The 19,012-nt window shown below is 66.7% G+C and carries 15 protein-coding genes; 10 read left to right on the top strand and 5 right to left on the bottom strand.

Translation table 11 applies throughout. From position 1 onward, the window contains the following. Window position 1: 1 nt before the first annotated feature. Complete coding sequence (locus tag A4249_RS00935) at window positions 2-1,687, bottom strand: lytic transglycosylase domain-containing protein (protein ID WP_066550039.1); 1,686 nt, start codon at window positions 1,685-1,687, stop codon at window positions 2-4. An 84-nt stretch (window positions 1,688-1,771) separates the two neighbouring features. Continuing rightward, window positions 1,772-2,584 (bottom strand): uracil-DNA glycosylase, encoded by an 813-nt coding sequence (locus A4249_RS00940; RefSeq protein ID WP_066550041.1) that lies wholly within the window; start codon window positions 2,582-2,584, stop codon window positions 1,772-1,774. A 195-nt stretch (window positions 2,585-2,779) separates the two neighbouring features. On the opposite strand from A4249_RS00940, the gene A4249_RS00945 reads away from it, so the two are divergent. The 6 genes from A4249_RS00945 to glyS all read left to right on the top strand — a co-directional run bounded on the left by A4249_RS00945 (window position 2,780) and on the right by glyS (window position 11,518). Further along, window positions 2,780-4,435 (top strand): electron transfer flavoprotein-ubiquinone oxidoreductase, encoded by a 1,656-nt coding sequence (locus A4249_RS00945; RefSeq protein ID WP_156494734.1) that lies wholly within the window; start codon window positions 2,780-2,782, stop codon window positions 4,433-4,435. 64 nt (window positions 4,436-4,499) lie between these two features. Further along, entirely contained in the window at window positions 4,500-6,377 is a 1,878-nt protein-coding gene (locus A4249_RS00950) for a tetratricopeptide repeat protein (protein WP_082853996.1), read from the top strand. A 3-nt stretch (window positions 6,378-6,380) separates the two neighbouring features. Then, entirely contained in the window at window positions 6,381-7,259 is an 879-nt protein-coding gene (locus tag A4249_RS00955) for a 4-(cytidine 5'-diphospho)-2-C-methyl-D-erythritol kinase (RefSeq protein WP_066550046.1), read from the top strand. 203 nt (window positions 7,260-7,462) lie between these two features. Continuing rightward, window positions 7,463-8,359: a fasciclin domain-containing protein gene (locus A4249_RS00960; RefSeq protein ID WP_066550049.1), complete on the top strand. Its 897-nt coding sequence runs from the start codon at window positions 7,463-7,465 to the stop codon at window positions 8,357-8,359. 100 nt (window positions 8,360-8,459) lie between these two features. Then, window positions 8,460-9,353: a glycine--tRNA ligase subunit alpha gene (locus A4249_RS00965; protein ID WP_066550052.1), complete on the top strand. Its 894-nt coding sequence runs from the start codon at window positions 8,460-8,462 to the stop codon at window positions 9,351-9,353. Then, window positions 9,353-11,518, top strand: coding sequence for a glycine--tRNA ligase subunit beta (glyS, locus tag A4249_RS00970; protein WP_066550055.1), 2,166 nt, complete (start codon window positions 9,353-9,355; stop codon window positions 11,516-11,518). The genes A4249_RS00965 and glyS overlap by 1 nt, the downstream gene beginning before the upstream one ends. Before the next feature lie 129 nt (window positions 11,519-11,647). Here glyS and A4249_RS00975 read toward each other — a convergent pair whose 3' ends face one another. Continuing rightward, window positions 11,648-12,001 carry an endonuclease domain-containing protein gene (locus A4249_RS00975; RefSeq protein ID WP_066554596.1) on the bottom strand — a complete coding sequence of 118 codons (354 nt, stop codon included), beginning with the start codon at window positions 11,999-12,001 and terminating at the stop codon, window positions 11,648-11,650. A 209-nt stretch (window positions 12,002-12,210) separates the two neighbouring features. Between A4249_RS00975 and ppdK the strand changes: the two genes are divergently transcribed. Next, window positions 12,211-14,892 carry a pyruvate, phosphate dikinase gene (ppdK, locus tag A4249_RS00980; protein ID WP_156494569.1) on the top strand — a complete coding sequence of 894 codons (2,682 nt, stop codon included), beginning with the start codon at window positions 12,211-12,213 and terminating at the stop codon, window positions 14,890-14,892. Window positions 14,893-15,124: 232 nt separating this feature from the next. Continuing rightward, window positions 15,125-15,652 carry a porin family protein gene (locus A4249_RS00985; RefSeq protein WP_066550058.1) on the top strand — a complete coding sequence of 176 codons (528 nt, stop codon included), beginning with the start codon at window positions 15,125-15,127 and terminating at the stop codon, window positions 15,650-15,652. 72 nt (window positions 15,653-15,724) lie between these two features. Here the strand turns inward: A4249_RS00985 and A4249_RS00990 are convergent, their stop codons facing one another. Then, the gene (locus A4249_RS00990) at window positions 15,725-15,985 is read right to left on the bottom strand and encodes a hypothetical protein (RefSeq protein WP_105625219.1); all 261 of its coding nucleotides are present in this window, start codon (window positions 15,983-15,985) and stop codon (window positions 15,725-15,727) included. 145 nt (window positions 15,986-16,130) lie between these two features. Here A4249_RS00990 and A4249_RS00995 point away from each other — a divergent pair, with 145 nt between their 5' ends. Beyond that, entirely contained in the window at window positions 16,131-17,336 is a 1,206-nt protein-coding gene (locus tag A4249_RS00995; protein ID WP_066550064.1) for a M48 family metallopeptidase, read from the top strand. 40 nt (window positions 17,337-17,376) lie between these two features. Continuing rightward, window positions 17,377-17,838: a DoxX family protein gene (locus A4249_RS01000; RefSeq protein ID WP_066550066.1), complete on the top strand. Its 462-nt coding sequence runs from the start codon at window positions 17,377-17,379 to the stop codon at window positions 17,836-17,838. A 4-nt stretch (window positions 17,839-17,842) separates the two neighbouring features. On the opposite strand, the gene A4249_RS01005 is transcribed toward A4249_RS01000, so the two are convergent. Continuing rightward, a complete protein-coding gene (locus A4249_RS01005; protein WP_066550069.1) occupies window positions 17,843-18,997 on the bottom strand; it encodes a beta-ketoacyl-ACP synthase III in 1,155 nt (384 codons plus the stop codon). Window positions 18,998-19,012: the final 15 nt, after the last annotated feature.

The raw sequence follows: 19,012 nt of genomic DNA on the forward strand, positions 1-19,012 counted from the left end.
GTCAGCGCGCGCCGGCGATGGGCGTGGTCTCGGCGATCAGAACCGGCTCGGCCTGCGGAGGCGGGGCGACGTAATCCAGCGCCATCGGCACGGCGCGCGCGCCCGACGCGACGGCGTCCAGCGTCTTCAGCGGGCCGCCGAACAAGCGCTGATAGATCCAGTAGCTGGCCATGACCTTTTCGACGTAGTCGCGCGCCTGGGGCACGTCGATCGTCTCGATCAGCAGCAGGGGATCGGCGTCCGCGCCCAACTTCCTGACCGCCGCCAGCATCGGCCCAGGCCCGGCGTTGTAGGAGGCCACGGCCCGCAGCAGATCGCCCTGGAAGGCCGGCAGGGCCAGCATCTTGTTGATGTAGGCCTGGCCCAGACGCATGTTGACCGCCGGAACCAGCAGCTTGGTCGGGTCCGAGACGAAGGTGCGATCGCCGGTCATCTCGGCCGCCGTCGTCGGCATGACCTGCATCAGCCCATAGGCGCCGACGCTGGAACGGGCGTTCGGATTGAAGTCGGTCTCCTTGCGCGCCAGGGCATAGACCAGCGCCCGCTCGATGACGAAGCCGCCTTCGGGCGCCAGGTCCGGCATCGGATAGCGGGTCGCATCGATGCGCGTGGCGTCGCCGTTGTTGACCGGCAGAATGGCGCGCGCCAGGGCGGTCCACATCTTGGCCGCATCGCCGACGGCGGTGCGCAGCCCGGACCGCAGCTCGGTCTCGGCATCGGCGTTCCGCCCGACCTCATAGAAGGCGACGGTGCGTTTGGCGCGGGCATCGGCTTGGACGAAGGCTTCCAGGGCGGTCGGTTCGACGGCGGCGCTCTGGGGCACATAGGCCGCGCGGCGCAGGCGTGGCTCGGCCTCGTAGGGGCGGGGCCCCATGTTCTCGATCGTCGGCTCTTCTCCCAGCTGACGCAGGGCGATCTGGCCATAGAAGGTGGCCGGCCACTGAGCCGACAGGCGCAGATAGTCGGTGACGCGATCCTGGCGACCGGACTGGGCGGCGGCGCGCGCGGTCCAGAAGGCGGCGCCGGCGCGGACCCAGGCGTCCTCGGTCGGATCGTTGGCGACGCGTTCGAAGGCGGCGAAGGATTCGTGGAACTGGCCCAGACGCCATTCCGCCAGGCCGACCGTCCACCAGTCGCCGATCTGGCGCCCCAGGGCCGAGGCGCCGGTCAGGTCGTCGTTGTTGTAGGCGACGCGCGCCGCCTTGGCCGGATCGGTCACGCCGCCGTCGCCGGACACGGCGCTGACCAGACTGTTCCAGGTGCGACCCAGCACACCGCCGGGACGCACCGGCTCGGGCGCGCCGTCGGGGCGACGACGCAGCGCCAGCGTATAGACGCGGTCCGCGCACGGCAGATCCGAATAGGTCTCAAGCCAAGCCGTCAGCTCTTCGTAGGTGGCGACATGATCGGGATGGAACAGGCTCTCGAACTCGACCTGACCCAGCAGCACGCGGTCCTGCGCCTGACGGGCCGCCATGCGGGCCGTCTCGATGTCGCCGCGGCGCAGGGCGTCGAAGGCGGTGGTGTAGGAGATTCTGTCGGCCGAGCTCAGCGCGGTGGGACGTCCGGAACCGGCACTGGCCTCGGCGGTTGACCCGTAGGGCGTCTCGGCGGTCGCGGCCGTCGTGGCGGCGCAGAACGCAAGGACAAGCGTCGACGCGAGGATCGCGCGGCGGAACAGAAACATAAGCGGCGGCCCCCTCGTTGGCGACGCGCGTAAGAGACAGGCGCGTGTATGGCGATCGGTCGTCAGCATGCGAACATGCCGCGATTAGCCTTGTTCTTCAACCGAGTCCGTTTCAAGGCGAACGGCCAGCGAAAGCAGGTCGCTCCAGACCTGTCGTTTCGCTTGTGGCTGACGCAGCAGAAAGGCGGGATGCAGGGTCGGCATGACGGGCGCCGACACCGCCCCTTCCAGCAGGCGCCATTCCTTCCAGTTGCCGCGCAGCTTCATGATGCCTTCCTCGGCGCCGAGCACCGACTTTGCCGAGGCTGCGCCCAGCAGCAGCACGGCTCTGGGCTTAAGCAGGGCGAAGGCGCGCTCGACGAAGGGCGCGCATACCGCCTGTTCCTGCGGGCTGGGGGTGCGGTTGCCGGGCGGACGCCAGAAGACCGTGTTGGTGATGAACACCTTGTCAGTCAGGCCTGCCGCCGCCAGCATCCGGTCCAGCAACTGCCCGGCCTTGCCGACGAAGGGTTGCCCCGCTCGGTCCTCTTCCGCGCCGGGTCCTTCGCCGATAATCAGGACCGAGGCGTTGGGGTTGCCGCGTCCGAACACCGATTGCGTCGCGCCCATGCCGCGCAGCGGACAGCCCTCGAACGCCGCGACCGCCGCCGCCAGGTCCTGAAGCGTCGCGGCGCCGGCGGCCAGCCGCCGCGCCTCGGCGAGGGCGTCATCGGCGTTGACGCCGGCCAGGGGCATGACGACCGAGGCCGTCGCCCTCTGCACCGCCTTGACGGCCGGCGGCGGGGCGATGTGGGTGTGATCGACGGGCGCATCGCCATAGCAGGCGTCGACCCCCGCATCCCGCCAGAAGGCGAGCAGGCTTTCGACTGCAGCGATGTCATGGGGTTGCGCGTTCATGTCTCGAACCACCGATAAGCCTTGACCGCCCTCGCGTCACCTTCCGATAAGCGGCATAACCACACAGATAACCGGGATTCAGGGGAAACCATGGCCGAAGACGCCATCGAAGGCGGCGCGGAGAACGCCCGTCAGGACGCCATCATCGACAATCTGCCGCCGCTGGAGGCGCTGAACGGCGTCGAGCGCGAGATCATGGAATATGACGTCGTGATCGTCGGCGGCGGCCCCGCCGGCCTGTCGGCGGCCATCCGCCTGAAGCAGCGCGCGGAAAAGGACGGTAAGGAGATCACCGTCGCCGTTCTGGAAAAGGCGGCCGAGGTCGGCGGTCATATCCTGTCGGGCGCGGTCATCGATCCCAAGGCGCTGAACGAACTGTTCCCCGACTGGAAGGAACGCGGCGCGCCGCTGGAGACGCCGGTCACCAAGGACAAGTTCCTGCTGCTGGGCCCGCAGGGGTCGGCGTCGCTGCCCATGCCGCTGATGCCGCCCTTCATGCACAATCACGGCTGCTACATCGCCTCGCTGGGCAACGTCACGCGCTGGCTGGGCGAGCAGGCCGAGGCGCTGGGCGTCGAGGTCTATCCCGGCATGGCCGCCAGCCACGTCGTCTGGGAAGAAGAGATGGGTCAGGTGAAGGGCGTCGTCGCCGGGGTCTTCGGCATCGACCGCGAAGGCAAGCCGACCGGCGATTTCCAGCCTGGCATCGAACTGCACGGCAAATATGTTTTCATCGCCGAGGGCGTGCGCGGCTCCCTGGCCAAGACCATCATCGCCAAGCACAAGCTTCAGGACGGCAAGTCGCCCCAGAAGTACGGCATCGGCCTCAAGGAGTTGTGGCAGGTGCCGGCCGACAAGCACCAGCCCGGCCTGGCCCAGCACACGACCGGCTGGCCGCTGGACGAACACACCGGCGGCGGCAGCTTCCTGTATCACTTCGGCGATCGCTACGTGGCCGTCGGCTATGTGGTTCACCTGAACTACAAGAACCCGTTCCTGTCGCCGTTCGACGAGTTCCAGCGCTTCAAACACCACCCTGAGATCGCTCAGCACCTGGAAGGCGGAACACGCATCTCCTACGGCGCGCGCGCCATCACCGAGGGCGGCTTGCAGTCGATCCCGAAGCTGAGCTTCCCCGGCGGCGTGCTGATCGGCTGTTCGGCCGGCTTCGTGAACGTGCCCCGCATCAAGGGCAGCCACAATGCCATGAAGACCGGCATGCTGGCCGCCGACGCCGCTTACGAGGCCGTTCAGGCCGGGCGCGCGGGCGACGAACTGGTCGAATACCAGACCGCCTTCGAAAAGAGCTGGGTCTATAAAGAGCTGTCGGTCGTAAGGAACGCCAAGCCCCTGCTGTCCAAGTTCGGCACGACGCTGGGCGGCGCGCTGGGCATGTTCGACATGTGGTGCCGCACCCTCTTGGGCGGCCTGTCGCCGATCCCGACGCTGAAGCACGAAAAGACCGACGCCGCCTCGACCGGCCTGGCCGCCGACCACAAGGCGATCGCCTATCCGAAGCCGGACGGCAAGCTGTCGTTCGACAAGCTGTCTTCGGTGTTCATCTCCAACACCAACCATGCCGAGGACCAGCCGGCCCACCTGAAGCTGCTGGATCCGTCGATACCGATCCGCGTCAACCTGCCCAAATACGGCGAGCCGGCGCGGCTTTACTGCCCGGCCGGCGTGTACGAGGTCGTCTATGGCGACGAGGCGGCCAAGGCCGATCCCCGCTTCGTCATCAACGCCCAGAACTGCGTTCACTGCAAAACCTGCGACATCAAGGATCCGTCGCAGAACATCGTCTGGACCACGCCCGAGGGCGGCGGCGGTCCCAACTATCCGAACATGTGACGGAACGGGACAGGGGCGGCGTTCCGCCCTTGCCCGCCGCTGCAAAAGCGTGAAGGGTCCGGGCATGATCGCCTCCCGTTCTCGCCTGTTCGCCGCCTCCCTGACCGTCCTCGCCGTGGCGCTTGCCGGCCACGCCTCGGCTCAGGAAACGACCCCGCCCGCCCCGACGCCGGACACCCATCCGCCGGCCGTCATCTTGGAGCCGGGCCAGACGGCGCCGGGTCAGGCTGCACCGGCTCAGGCGCCGACCGAGGCCGCGTCCGATCCTCACATCATCATCACCGACACGCCCGCAACGCCGGCGATCCCGGCCGTCTGGGCGCCGATCCCGACGAACGCCGAGGGCCGCAGCGCCTATGGTCTGTATCTGGCGGGCAAGCTGGCCCTGATGCAGGGCGAGGGGGCGACCGGCTCGGACTATCTGGCCCAGGCGGAACGACTGACGCCGGAACAGCCGCGCGTGCGCGAACAGGCCTTCACCTCCGCACTGCTGACCGGCGATCTGGATGTGGCGGCCGCCCTGGCCCCGACCGATGCGACCGCGTCTCCCGCGTTTGTGGAGGGTGGGCGGCTGGTGCGTCTGGTCCAGGACTTCGTGCGCGGCGACGCCAGGACGCCGAACGCCGAACTGGCCCGTCAGCCCATCGGCACCCCGCACGCCCGCGCCGGCCTGTTGGTCGCGCCGTGGATCGCGGCGGCGGCGGACGACTGGACCCGGGCGCTTCAGCCGGTCCCGACCGCCGGCGATCCCCTGACCCTGGCCTTCGCCCGCATGAATCGCGCCGCCCTGCTGGAGAAGCGCCGCGATTATGCCGAGGCCGAGGTCGAGCTAAAGACCGCTTCCGAAGTCGCCGGCGTCGGCGCCCTGTTCAAACGCCCCTATGGCGAGTTTCTGGAACGGCGCGGTCGCCGCGACGACGCCGTCGCCCTGTATGAAGCCGCCATGGCGGTGCAACCCGTGGATCCGGGGGTGGCGCGCGCGCTGCAACGGCTGAAGGACGGCGGCCGCCCGCCCGCCTTGCCCGACTTCCGCGAAGGCGCCGCCCAAGGCCTGATTACCGCCGCCGCCCAGGCTTCGGCCGAGCGCGGCAACGAGTTCGCTGCCGTCTATCTGCGCCTCGCCCAGAACCTGCACGACGATGACGAGACGGAATATCAGCTGGCCCAGGTGCTCTCCCGCGCCGGTCTGAAATCCGCCGCCCGCAACGCCCTGTCGCGGGTCGGGACCGCCGATCCGCAGCTCTACGCCGCCGCCCGCGCTCAGCTGGCCGTGGCGCTGGAAGAGGACGGCCAGTCGCAGGACGCGCTCACCGAGCTGCGCCGCGCCGCCGCCGCCAGCCCAGACGATCGGCAGATCGCCTTGGTCTTGGCCGGTCAGCTGATGCAGCTGAAACAGCATGACGAGGCGCTTGCGTTGCTGGACGGGCCGCTTCTGAACACCGCCGATCAGGGCGCCAGCGTTCACTTCCTGCGCGGCGCCGCCTATGAGGCGCTGGGTCGTGTTCCCGAGGCCGAGGCCGAACTGTGGGCCGCGCTTCAGACCGCGCCGAACGACGCCGATATGCTGAACTACCTCGGCTATCTTTGGGTCGATAAGGGGCTGCGGGTTCAGGAAGGCGCCGAGATGATCGCCCGCGCCCATGCGTTGGAGCCCGACAACGGCAACATCCAGGATTCGCTGGGCTGGGCGCAGTTCAAACAGGGCCAGTACGAAACCGCCGTCAACACGCTGGAAGAGGCTGTCGACAAGGAGCCGTCCAACGCCGAGATCAACGATCACCTTGGCGACGCCTACTGGAAGGTCGGCCGTCAACGCGAAGCCGTCTGGCTGTGGAACCGCGTCCTGGTGCTGGAGCCCGAACCCGAACGTCGGGCCGAGGTCGAACGCAAGATCGCCAATGGGCTGGACAGCGCGCCGAGCGCTCAGGGCGTCGCGCAATAGGTCATGCCTGCCCTGACCGCCTTGGCGCCGGCCAAGATCAATTTGTTCCTACACGTCGGCGCGGTGGACGCTGACGGCTATCATCCGCTGTCCAGCCTGGTCGCCTTCGCCGATGTCGGGGATCGCGTGTCGGTCGAGCCGGCGGATCGCTTGTTGTTGACTATCACAGGTCCTTTCGGCGCTGGACTGGGGGCGACGGACGACAATCTGATCTTGCGCGGGCTGCGTCAGCTGGGCGAGGCCTGCGGCATCGGAGAGCCGAAACTGAAGGTCACGCTGGACAAGCGCCTGCCCATCGCGGCGGGGCTGGGTGGCGGATCGTCCGATGCGGGCGCGGCGCTGAAGCTGGCGCGCGACGTCCTTGCGCTCGATCTCGACGACCACGCGCTTGAGGCGGTTGCGGGCGTCGTCGGCGCGGACGGGCCGATGTGTCTGCGGATGCGCACGGCCTGGGCCGAGGGGAGGGGAGACGTGCTGACCGACGAACCCCGACTGCCGCCGCTGCCGACCGTGCTGTTCAATCCCGGCGTCCCATCGCCGACCGGCGCCGTCTATCGCGCCTATGATCAAGGGCCGGTGCAGGCCGCCGACAGACCCACGCCGCCCCAGGACTGGTCAATCGCCGCTGTCATCAAATGGCTGTCGGCCCAGCGCAACGATCTTGAAGCGCCTGCACTGTCCCTGACGCCGGCGATCGACGCGGCCCTGTCGGCGGTGGCGGTGACGGACCAGATCGCCCTGACGCGAATGTCCGGCTCAGGCGCGACGGTGTTCGGTTTGTATCCCAGCGACGACGCGGCCCAATCTGCTTCGCGCGCATTGTCCGCCGCACATCCCAAGGCCTGGGTCAAAGCAACGCAGCTGTCCGTACAGCAACGCTAAAGCTTTGTGGCCGAATACCGGCCATCAGACTGCAAAACCGGCGATTTCGCCCAGGTCTCGCCCAGTTCATCACAAACGTTACGCATTGTTTCGAAATCTCGGAACCAGATCACGGCGTTCTGATTTGAGTCGGCAGTTCCGATGTCTGGAACGGGTCGCCGTCTCCCCCGTGGCGATCCTCAAACAGGAAAAAGGAAATCGCCATGCTTCGTGCAAAACTGCTTGCCGCTACCGCCGTCGTCAGCCTGATGGCCGCCCCCGCATTCGCTCAGGACATGACCGCCCCGGCGACCACGACGACGCCCGCCCCGGCGACCATGCCGCAAACCGATCCGGCCATGCCAGCCACGCCGCAGACGCCGGCTCCGACGGCTGAGGCCGCCGCGACCACGACCACGACTGCAGAGGCGACCACGCCCGTCGCCGGCGAAACCGTCGTCGACAAGCTGAAGGCCAGCGGTCAGTTCACCACTTTGCTGGCCGCGCTGGACGCCGCCCAGCTGACCGACACCCTGGCCAGCCGCCCGGCCATCTCGATCTTCGCCCCGACCGACGCCGCCTTCGCCGCCGTGCCCGAGGCCGAGCGTACCCGTCTGATGGACCCGGCAAACGCCGCCGAACTGCGCCAGCTGCTGCTGTATCACGTCATCGTCGCCGACGTGACGCCCGACCAGATCATGGGCAAGAAGGGCGGCGTAGAGACGGCCGCCGAGAGCCAGGTCCTGCTGGACGGCACCGGTTCGGCCATCAAGGCTGACGGCGCGACCGTGGTCAGCGCAGAATTGGACGCCTCGAACGGCGCCATTTTCCCGATCGACAAGGTCCTGAACCCGGCGAATTCCATGGCCGCCATGGGCGATGAAGAGGCCGCCGCGCCCGCCCAAGCCGCCGCTCCGGCCGCTGAGGCGACGCCGGATGCTGAAGCGACGCCGGCCCCGACCGCGCCGAACGGCCAGCCCGCCGCGATGACGACCACCACGTCCTCGTCGCCGGTCGTCAATCCGACTGACGGTCAGGTCGACACCCCGGCCACGCCGCCGGTTGATGCGGCTGATCCCGCCGCCGACGGCGCGGCCGAAGCCAAGCCGACCCCGAACTGATCAGGGTCATCCACGCGCTCGCTCGGTAGCGTGTTGAAGCGGAAGGCGGCGGGCCCTATGGTCCGCCGTCTTTTTTGCAGCCCCTCCCCAAGAGCCCGATTTGACCACCTCGACCGAGCCGCTCGCGTTTCAGGACCTGATCCTGACTCTCCACCGTTATTGGGGCGAGCAGGGCTGCGCCATTCTGCAGCCCTATGACATCGAGGTCGGGGCTGGCACGCTGCACCCCGCCACCGTCCTGCGCGCGCTCGGCTCCAAGCCGTGGAAGGCCGCCTACGTTCAGCCCAGCCGCCGCCCCGGCGACGGCCGCTATGGTGAAAACCCCAATCGCCTCCAACACTATTACCAATACCAGGTCATCCTGAAGCCGAACCCGGACAACCTTCAGGAGCTGTATCTGGGGTCGCTGGCAGCCATCGGCATCGATCCGAAACTGCACGACATCCGTTTCGTCGAGGACGACTGGGAAAACCCCACCGTCGGCGCCTGGGGTCTGGGCTGGGAGGTCTGGTGCGACGGGATGGAAGTGACGCAGTTCACCTATTTCCAGGGCGTCGGCGGCATCGAGGTCGATGTGGTTTCGGGCGAACTGACCTACGGGCTAGAGCGTCTGGCCATGTATGTGCAGGGCGTGGACAACGTCTACGATCTGAAGTTCACCAAGGAGGGCCTGACCTATGGCGAGGTCTTCCTGGAGAACGAGCGGCAACAGTCGGAAGCCAACTTCCACGGTTATGACGTGGACGGCCTGAAGCGCCGGTTCGAGGACATGGTGTCCGAGGTCTCGCGCCTTCTGGCCATGACCGGACCGCAGGGCCAGCCCCTGGTCCTGCCCGCCTATGACCAAGTGCTGAAGGCCAGCCACCTGTTCAACCTGATGGACGCCCGCGGCGCCATCGCCGTCGCCGAACGCCAGAGCTACATCGGCCGCATCCGCGAACTCTGCAAAGCCTGCGCCCTCGCCTACGTCGAACAAGAGCGGAAAACCGCCTGATGCCCCAACTTCTCCTCGAAGTCTTCTCCGAAGAAATCCCCGCCCGGATGCAGCAGGGCGCCGCGCGCGACCTGGAGCGGATGGTCTCCGACCGTCTCAAGGCCGCCGGCCTGACGTGGGAGGCGCTGACGACCTATGCCGGTCCGCGCCGCCTGACGCTGGTCATCGACGGCTTGCCCACGGCCACGCCGGACCGCGAGGAAGAGGTCAAGGGCCCGCGCGCCTCGGCCCCGGAACAGGCGCTGGAAGGCTTCCTGCGCAAGACCGGCCTGACCCGCGATCAACTGACCGAGCGCGACGGCGTCCTGTTCGCCGTCCTGTCGTCCAAGGGCCGCGCCACGACAGACCTGGTCGCCGAGACGGTCGATCAGGTCATCCGCACCTTCCCCTGGCCCAAGTCGATGCGCTGGGGGTCCGGCACCCTGCGCTGGGTGCGTCCGATCAAGCGCATCCTGTGCCTGTTCGACGGCCAGGTGGTTCCGTTCGAGATCGACGGGATTCAGAGCGACGCGATCACCGAGGGGCACCGCTTCCTGGGTTCGGGCGAGCTGCTTCGCGTCAGCGACTTCGTCGATTACCGCACCCAACTGGAAAAGAACTTCGTCCTGCTGGACGTCGCCGATCGCAAGCTACGCATTTTGGAACAGGCCAAGGCCGCCTGCGCCGCGCGCGGCCTCGCCTTGGTCGATGACGACGGTCTGCTGGACGAGGTGGCGGGTCTGGCGGAATGGCCGACCCCGATCCTGGGCGACATGGACCCGCAGTTTCTGGCCCTGCCGCCGGAGGTCGTTCGCCTGTCGATGAAGGTCCACCAGAAGTATTTCGCCGTCCGCGATCCGTCCAAGGATGGCCTGGCTCCCAACTTCTTGGTCGTCGCCAATGTCGAGGCGACCGACGGCGGCAAGGCCCTGGCCGCCGGCAACAGCCGCGTCTTGTCCGCCCGCCTGAACGACGCCCGCTTCTTCTGGGACGAGGATCAGAAGGTCGGCTTCGACGCCTGGAACGCCAAACTGTCCGGCGTCACCTTCCACGCCAAACTGGGCACATTGGCCGAGCGCGTCGAGCGCATCGCCGCCCTGGCCCGCGAAATCGCGCCGCTGGTCGGCGCCGACCCCGACGAGGCCGAAACCGCCGCCCGCCTGTCAAAGGCCGACCTGTTGTCAGGCATGGTCAGCGAGTTCCCGGAACTGCAGGGGATCATGGGCGGCTACTACGCCCGTCTCGCCGGCCATTCCGACGCCATCGCCGACGCCGTGCGCGACCACTACAAGCCCCAAGGCCCCGCCGACACGGTCCCGACCGCGCCCGTCACGGTCGCCGTCGCCCTGGCCGACAAGCTGGACACCCTGGTTGGCTTCTTCGCCATCGACGAGAAGCCCACGGGGTCGAAGGACCCGTTCGCCCTGCGCAGAGCGGCGCTGGGCGTGATCCGGCTGTTGATAGAAAATGGTGCTCGTCTGCCTGTCCGGGAGATTGCTTTATTCCAAGCAGGACTTGGATTCGAGCAAGCGGCGCAGCGTTATGCGGCTCAACAAATTGCGACCGCTCCGAAGAAAGTGATGTTCAACGGGCAAGAAGCCGAACTGGCCGGTTTCATTGCCACTCCTGAAGACGGCCTAAAGTCTGTTGCCGATTTCCGTCCGGCTGAGTTGTCTGCCTTCTTCGCGGACCGCCTGACGGTCCTGCTGCGGGACCAGGGCCAGCGCCACGATCTCGTCGCCGCCGTCTTCGCCCTGGGCGATGACGATCTCGTTCGCATCGTGCGGCGGGTGGAGGCGCTGGCCGCCTTCCTCGCTACGGACGACGGCGCCAATCTGCTGGCCGGCTACAAGCGCGCCTCCAACATCCTCCGCGCCGAGGAGAAGAAGGGGCCTATCCCGACCGGCATGGTCCAGACCGGCCTGCCGAACCAGCCCGAGGCCGAGACCACCCTGGCCTTCGCCGTCGGCGCCGCCCGCACCGCCGTCGAGGCCGCGCTGGAGACCGAGGACTTCGCCGCCGCCATGACGGCCCTGGCGCGCCTGCGCGCGCCCGTGGACCGCTTCTTCGACGACGTTCTGGTCAATTCCGACGTCCCCGCCGAACGCGAGAACCGGCTGAAACTGCTGGGCCAAGTCCGCGACGTGATGGGCCAGGTCGCCGACTTCGGCCAGATCGCGGGGTAGGGCAGAACCCCTCCGTCTCTCCGCTGCGCTCCGAGCCACCTCCCCATGGAATGGGGAGGAGACGGGACTTCGCCGCATCGTCTCCTCCCCACCTGTGGGGAGGGGGACCGCGTAGCGGTGGAGGGGCTCTTAGCCTCGGATTCGGTCTCTCGCCCTGTCGGCGATGAAATCGAGCACTTCACCCAGGTCCACCCGCACCTGTTCGGCGGAGACGCGGATGACGGCAATGCCCTGGATCGCAAGCCAGCGTGTGCGCCGGGCGTCGTGTTCGCCTCGGCCTTCATGGCTTTCGCCGTCGACCTCGACGGCCAGCATCGCCTCGGCGCAATAGAAGTCGAGCACATAGACGCCCGCCGGATGCTGACGGCGGAATTTCAGCCCACCCAGCGCCCGGCGGCGCAAATGGACCCAAAGTCGGGCTTCGGGCGGGGTCAGGGCGCGGCGCAGGATGCGGGCGCGCGAGACGGTGCCTTCGTGCGTCAAGAACCCCTCCACCGCTTCGCGGTCCCCCTCCCCATTTCATGGGGAGGAGACGATGACGTCAAGGTTGTGCGCGCACGTTGCTAGGAAACCGCCCACCCCCTCACGCATTGTTACATCCGCAATGGTCAAGGCCGCTCTCACGCGCTAGATCATGCTGCATGTGCGAGCGGGGCCAACCCGCCGGACGATCCGAAAAGCTCAGGGACTGCATGATGACTCAGTGGGTGTACGGCTTCGGCGGAGGCTCCGCCGACGGCGACGCGTCGATGAAGAACCTTCTCGGCGGCAAGGGCGCCAATCTGGCGGAAATGTCGTCGCTGGGTCTGCCGGTTCCCCCGGGCTTCACCGTCACCACCGAGGTCTGCACCCACTATTACGCTAACAACGAGACCTATCCGGCCGATCTGGACGCCCAGGTCCAGGCCGCCCTGGCCAAGGTCGAGGGCGTGGTCGGCAAGACCTTCGGCGATGTCGAAAACCCGTTGCTGGTGTCGGTGCGGTCCGGCGCGCGCGCGTCCATGCCGGGCATGATGGACACGGTGCTGAACCTGGGCCTGAACGACCAGACGGTCGAGGGCTTGGCCAAGCTGTCGGGCGACCGTCGCTTCGCCTTCGACAGCTATCGCCGCTTCATCACCATGTATTCCAACGTCGTGCTGGGCCTGAGCCACGACGACTTTGAAGAAGTGCTGGACCAGCACAAGGATCGCCTGGGCGTCACGGTCGACACCGACCTGACCGCCGCCGACTGGGAGAAGGTGGTCGCCGACTACAAGGCCGTGGTCGAGCGCGAACTGGGTCACGCCTTCCCGCAGGATCCCAAGGACCAGCTGTGGGGCGCCGTGGGCGCCGTGTTCGAAAGCTGGATGAACGACCGGGCGAAATTCTATCGCCGCATGCACGACATTCCCGAAAGCTGGGGCACGGCGGTCAACGTCCAGTCGATGGTGTTCGGCAATATGGGCGAGACGTCGGCGACCGGCGTGGCCTTCACCCGCAACCCCTCGACCGGCGAGGCGCGCCTGTACGGCGAGTTCCTGATCAACGCCCAGGGCGAAGACGTGGTCGCCGGCATCCGCACGCCGCAGTCCCTGACCAAGATCGGCCGCGAGGAGATGGGCGAGACCGCCCCCTCGATGGAAGAGGCCATGCCCGAGGTGTTCGCCCAGTTCGTCGATGTCGTCGGCAAGCTGGAAAGCCACTACCGCGACATGCAGGACATCGAGTTCACGGTCGAACAGGGCCGTCTATGGATGCTACAGACCCGCAACGGCAAGCGCACCGCCAAGTCGGCGCTGAAGGTCGCCGTGGACCTCGCCGCCGAGGGCGTGATCTCTCAGGAAGAGGCCATCAGCCGGGTCGAGCCGTCGGCGTTGGACCAGCTGCTGCACCCGACGCTGGACCCCAATGCGGCGCGCACCGTGGTCGCCGCCGGCCTGCCGGCCTCGCCCGGCGCCGCGACCGGCAAGATCGTCTTCGACGCCGACGAGGCCGAGCGCATGTCGGGTCTGGGCGAAGCGGTCATCCTGGTGCGCGAAGAGACCAGTCCCGAAGATATTCACGGCATGCATGCGGCGCGCGGCATCGTCACCGCCCGCGGCGGCATGACCAGCCACGCCGCCGTCGTGGCGCGCGGCATGGGCCGGGCCTGCGTCTCGGGCGCTGGCGAGATCCACATCGACGAGGCCAAGGGCGTGTTCACCGCGCGCGGCCGCACCTTCAAGGCCGGCGAGGTCATCACCATTGACGGCTCCAAGGGCGAGGTGCTGGACGGCGCCGTGCCCATGATCGAGCCCGAACTGACCGGCGACTTCCAGACCCTGATGGGCTGGGCCGACAAGGTGCGCCGCCTGAAGGTCCGCGCCAACGCCGAGACCCCGCTGGACGCCAAGACCGCGCGTGGCTTCGGCGCCGAGGGCATCGGCCTGTGCCGCACCGAGCACATGTTCTTCGACGACACCCGGATCGCCGCCGTGCGCGAGATGATCCTGGCCGACGACGAGAAGGGCCGTCGCGCGGCTCTGGCCAAGATCGCGCCGTTCCAGAAGTCGGACTTCGTCGAACTGTTCGAGATCATGGCCGGCCTTCCGGTGACGGTGCGCCTGCTGGACCCGCCGCTGCACGAGTTCATTCCCCACACCGAGGAAGACATCGACGCCCTGGCCGCCTCGTCCGGCATCGACGCCGAGAAGCTGAAGCGTCGCGCAAAGGAACTTCACGAGACCAACCCCATGCTGGGCCATCGCGGCTGCCGCCTGGGCGTCGCCTATCCCGAAATCTACGAGATGCAGGTCCGCGCCATCATCGAAGCGGCGCTGGAGGTCAAGCAGAAGTCGGGCGCCGCGCCCCTGCCGGAGATCATGCACCCGCTGGTCGCCCTGGGCCTGGAGATGAAATATCTGCGCGAGCTGACCGACCGCACGGCCAAGGCCGTGTTCGAGGAGACGGGCCAGAGCATCGACTATCTGGTCGGCACGATGATCGAACTGCCGCGCGCCGCCATCCGTGCGGGCGACCTGGCCGAATACGCCCAGTTCTTCAGCTTCGGCACCAACGACCTGACCCAGACGACGTTCGGCATTTCGCGCGACGATTCCGGCCGGTTCCTGCAGGCCTATCTGGACAAGGGCATCTTCGAGACCGATCCCTTCGTACGGCTGGACCAGGACGGCGTCGGCGGCCTGATCGAGATCGCCGCCGAGCGCGGGCGCGAGGTCCGGCCCGAGGTCAAGCTGGGCATCTGCGGCGAACATGGCGGCGACCCGTCGTCGATCGCCTTCTGCGAACAGGCAGGGCTGGATTACGTCTCCTGCTCGCCCTACCGCGTGCCGATCGCCCGTCTGGCGGCGGCCCAGGCCGCGCTGAACGTGGAGCGCGAGAAGGACCGCTAGGCCTTCTTAGCAAGACGAACCGAAGAAGGGCGGTCTCTGTCGAGGCCGCCCTTTTTGCTGCGGCGCCACAAAGTCGCCGATCTTGACGGAACGTTGTATGTGTCCCGGCGTCCACAGGCATTCGTCGTGTTTTCGCGCCTCTGGAACAGATGACGCCGTGACCTATTTAAGCACTCGCTGGATGGGGCTGATGATCGGTCTGTTCATCACATCTAGGAGTTAATAAGAAACAATGCGTCACATTCTTCTCGCTGCTGTCGCCGTTTCCGCAATCGCCGCTCCGGCATTTGCTCAAACCAATCCCGAGCCGCGCGGTTACGGCTCGCTGGGCTACACTCATCTTGAAGACGACAATGCAACGACGGGCGCTGTCACCGGTCGTCTTGGCGTCAACCTCAACCGTTACATCGCTGTGGAAACCGAAGCCTCGGTCGGCGTGAAGCATGACGACTTCACCGTCGCGGGCGTCGATGGCGAGATCAAACATGAGTGGGACGCCGCCGGTTACGTGGTCGGCAAGGTGCCGGTCTCTGACAAGCTGGAACTGTTCGCACGCGGCGGCTACGGCCACACCGAGCTGAAGCAGAAGTTCCCGGGCGCCAACACCGACGTGGGCGGCGACAGCTGGAACTACGGCGCGGGCGCCAACTACTACCTGGACGGCGTCAACGGCGTCCGCGCCGACTGGACCCGTCGCGACTACCGCGACAACGGTGGTGAAGCCGACGCCTATTCGGTCAGCTACATCCGTCGCTTCTGATCTGATCGATCAGTCCTAACGACGAAGGCGCGCTCCGCAGGGAGCGCGCCTTTTTCGTTCAGGACATTCAAATCAGCCGAAGTCGCCGGCCAGGGCCCAACGCTGCGAGCCTTCGCCGAACGGGCGAACGAACCAGTCGCGATAGTATTCAAAGGTCTCGATGATCTTTTGTCGAAGATCGGGCGGGTTGACCGCCTCGCCGCGCTGGCGCTTCATCGCCGCCACGCAATCGACCACCATGTTCTGATGCGCCGAGCCACCCATGCTCTTCAACACGGTGGCGATATCATGAGCCAAGCTTTCCAGGACCTGCTTGGGCGTCTTGTGAGCCATCTGGGACATCCCCTGTTCTCGACAGGAGAATGCGTGACAAAAAGTCGTGAAAGATTCAAGCGTGGCCGGGCGAGAATCATCATGGATGCGAATTAACCTGACATAACGCGGGTCGCGCGGTTTGGTTCTCTCAAGGGAGAAAACCATGACGAATTTCGATCCGGCGGCCGCGACGGCCCAATGGCTGGCGACCTTGTCGCCCCAGGAAACGGCCCGCGCGATCGCCTATACCCACGGCTCGCATTGGCTGATCCTGTGGAGCTTCCTGGTCTCGGCCCTGGTCGCCTGGATCATCGTGCGCACCGGCCTGCTGGTCGCGATCCGCAGCCGGATCGAACGTCGCCGTCGTCGGCCGATCCTGGCCAGTTTCGTCGTCGCCCTGGTCTATTCGGCCATGAGTTGGGCGCTGACCCTGCCGTGGGCGATCTATCAGGGCTGGTGGCGAGAGAAACAGTATGGACTGACCAGCCAGGCCCTGGGCGGCTGGCTGGGCGAGGCTGTGATCGGCGCAGCCATATCGGTCGTGGCGACCTCGCTGCTGCTCGTGGCGATCTATGCCCTGATCCGGCGCGCGCGTCGGTTCTGGTGGGCCTGGGCGGCCGGCGTGACGGCGGCCTTCATCGTCATCGGCCTGGTGCTCGCGCCCCTGGTGATCGAGCCGATCTTCAACACCTATACGCCCGCGCCGAACGGGCCGGTGCGCGACGCCGTCGTGACCCTGGCCAAACAGACGGGCACGCCGTCGGACAAGATCTTCATCTACAACGGCTCCAAACAGTCCGACCGCTACACCGCCAATGTCTCGGGCCTGTTCGGTACGGCGCGGGTGGCGATGAGCGACACCATGTTCAAACAGGGCGCGGATCTTGCCGAGGTGCGCGGCGTGGTCGGCCACGAGATGGGCCATTATGTCCGGGCGCACATTCTCTGGACCGTCGGCATTCTGGTCCTCCTGTCGGTGCTGGCCTTCTGGCTGACCGACCGGCTGTATCCGGTGGCGCATCGTGTGCTGAGGGCGGATCGCGTCGGCGACATCTCCGACCCTGCGGGCCTGCCGGTCCTGGCCTTGGTGCTGGCTTTCCTGGGCGTGCTGGGCACCCCGGTCTTCGCTACCATGACCCGCACGATGGAGGAGGACGCCGACCACTTCTCGTTGGTTCACGCCAATGAACCGGACGGTCTGTCCAAGGCCCTGATCAAGACCGCTGAATACCGCGCGCCATCGCCGTCGGCGATCGAGGAGTTCCTGTTCTACGATCACCCCAGCGTGGAGAACCGCATCCGCCGCGCCATGGAATGGAAGGCGACACATCCGCCACGCGACGGGGCCCAGCAACCGACGCGCCCGTAAGGCATTGAAGGCTTCGCCATTCCAAGCGGAGCCTTCGCCCATGATCGACCTTTATCGCGGCCTCGGCCTGGGCGTTCCGGCCCTGATCGACATCGCACCCTTGATCGCACGGGTCGTGGTCGGGGGAATGTTCTTCCTGTCCGGCTTCTACAAACTGTTCACCCCGGCCCAGGCCGAGAAGATGAGCAAGACGATGGTCGAGGCCGGCATCGCCGCGCCGCGCCAGACCGCGAAGTTTGTTTCTGTGTGCGAGTTCGCCTTCGGCGCCCTGCTGATCATGGGCCTGTTCACCAGCTTGGCGGCCCTGGTGCTGCTGATCATCAGCCTGGTCGCCCTGGTGACGGTGGCGTCAAAGTCGGTGGAGGGGACCAGCCTCGGCTATCGCCTCTCCAGCTATTTCGACCTGCCGGAGACCCTGCTGATGGTCATCCTGATCTGGCTGATCGCCAATGGACCGGGGCTGTGGAGCCTGGACTTCGTCCTGTTCCTGCCCCGGCTTTAGGGCTTCAGGCGGCGCGCTTCCTGACAAAGACCGTCCCGGCCGAATAGCCGGCGCCGAAGCTGCAGATCAGCCCCGTATCGCCCGCCTCGAATCCGTCGTTGTGCAGGTGGAAGGCGATGATCGACCCGGCCGAGGAGGTGTTGGCGTATTCGTCCAGGATGATGACGTTCTCATCGGCCGACGGCTCGCGACCCAGCACCTTCTTGCCGATCATCGTGTTCATGTTGATGTTGGCCTGGTGCAGCCAAAGGCGCTTTAGCTCGTGCGGATCCAGGCCCAGTTCGCTGGCGTGATCCACGATCATGTCCGACACCATCGGCACCACGTCGCGGAAGACCTTGCGGCCCTGCTGGATGAACAGCTTGTCGTTCTGGATGCTGTCGTCGGCCTCGGGGCTGTCCAGATGCGCGGTGTCGCGCGCATTGCGGTTCAGAAAGCCGAAGTTGTTGCGGATATTGTTGGAGAAGGTTGTCTTCAGCCGCGTGCCCAGCACGTCCCAGCCGCCCGGTCCCGCCGTATCCGACGACTCCACGATCACCGCCGTCGCCACATCGCCGAAGATGAAATGGCTGTCGCGATCGGTGAAGTTCAGGTGGGCCGAACAGACCTCCGGATTGACCATCAGTACGGCCTTGACCGAGCCGCCGGCGATGAAGTCCGCCGCCGTCTTGATGCCGAAGGTCGCCGAGCTGCACGCTACATTCATGTCGAAGGCGAAGCCCTCGATGCCCAGCGCCTGCTGCACTTCGATAGCCATGGCCGGATAGGCGCGCTGCATGTTCGACGCGGCGCACAGGACGGCGCCGATTTCCGAAACCGGCTTGCCCCACGCCTCGATCGCCTGACGCGCCGCCTTGACCGCCATCTCGGCCAGGATCGAGATTTCGTCATTGGAGCGTTCGGCCAGGTTCGGCGCCATCCGCTCGGGGTCGATGATCCCGGCCTTGTCCAGCACGAACCGGCTCTTGATGCCCGACGCCTTCTCGATGAACTCGGGCGAGGAGTGCGACTTGGCCTCCAGCTCGCCGGCCTCGATCTGGGCGGCGTGGCGGGCGTTCCAGCCGTCGGCCCAGGCGTTGTAGCTGTCGACCAGTTCGGCGTTCGAGACCGACTGTTCGGGGGTGAAGAGGCCGGTGGCGGCGATCACTGCATTCGACACTTTTTTGTTCCTATC

The sequence above is a fragment of the Brevundimonas sp. GW460-12-10-14-LB2 genome (genome assembly GCF_001636925.1).
Lineage (GTDB): Bacteria > Pseudomonadota > Alphaproteobacteria > Caulobacterales > Caulobacteraceae > Brevundimonas > Brevundimonas vesicularis.

Excerpts from the sequence above, each read along its gene's own strand:
- A4249_RS00935 (WP_066550039.1), bottom strand. The coding sequence starts at position 1,687 with ATGTTTCTGTTCCGCCGCGCGATCCTCGCGTCGACGCTTGTCCTTGCG.
- A4249_RS00940 (WP_066550041.1), bottom strand. The coding sequence starts at position 2,584 with ATGAACGCGCAACCCCATGACATCGCTGCAGTCGAAAGCCTGCTCGCC.
- A4249_RS00945 (WP_156494734.1), top strand. The coding sequence starts at position 2,780 with ATGGAATATGACGTCGTGATCGTCGGCGGCGGCCCCGCCGGCCTGTCG.
- A4249_RS00950 (WP_082853996.1), top strand. The coding sequence starts at position 4,500 with ATGATCGCCTCCCGTTCTCGCCTGTTCGCCGCCTCCCTGACCGTCCTC.
- A4249_RS00955 (WP_066550046.1), top strand. The coding sequence starts at position 6,381 with ATGCCTGCCCTGACCGCCTTGGCGCCGGCCAAGATCAATTTGTTCCTA.
- A4249_RS00960 (WP_066550049.1), top strand. The coding sequence starts at position 7,463 with ATGCTTCGTGCAAAACTGCTTGCCGCTACCGCCGTCGTCAGCCTGATG.
- glyS (WP_066550055.1), top strand. The coding sequence starts at position 9,353 with ATGCCCCAACTTCTCCTCGAAGTCTTCTCCGAAGAAATCCCCGCCCGG.
- ppdK (WP_156494569.1), top strand. The coding sequence starts at position 12,211 with ATGATGACTCAGTGGGTGTACGGCTTCGGCGGAGGCTCCGCCGACGGC.
- A4249_RS00985 (WP_066550058.1), top strand. The coding sequence starts at position 15,125 with ATGCGTCACATTCTTCTCGCTGCTGTCGCCGTTTCCGCAATCGCCGCT.
- A4249_RS00990 (WP_105625219.1), bottom strand. The coding sequence starts at position 15,985 with ATGGCTCACAAGACGCCCAAGCAGGTCCTGGAAAGCTTGGCTCATGAT.
- A4249_RS00995 (WP_066550064.1), top strand. The coding sequence starts at position 16,131 with ATGACGAATTTCGATCCGGCGGCCGCGACGGCCCAATGGCTGGCGACC.
- A4249_RS01000 (WP_066550066.1), top strand. The coding sequence starts at position 17,377 with ATGATCGACCTTTATCGCGGCCTCGGCCTGGGCGTTCCGGCCCTGATC.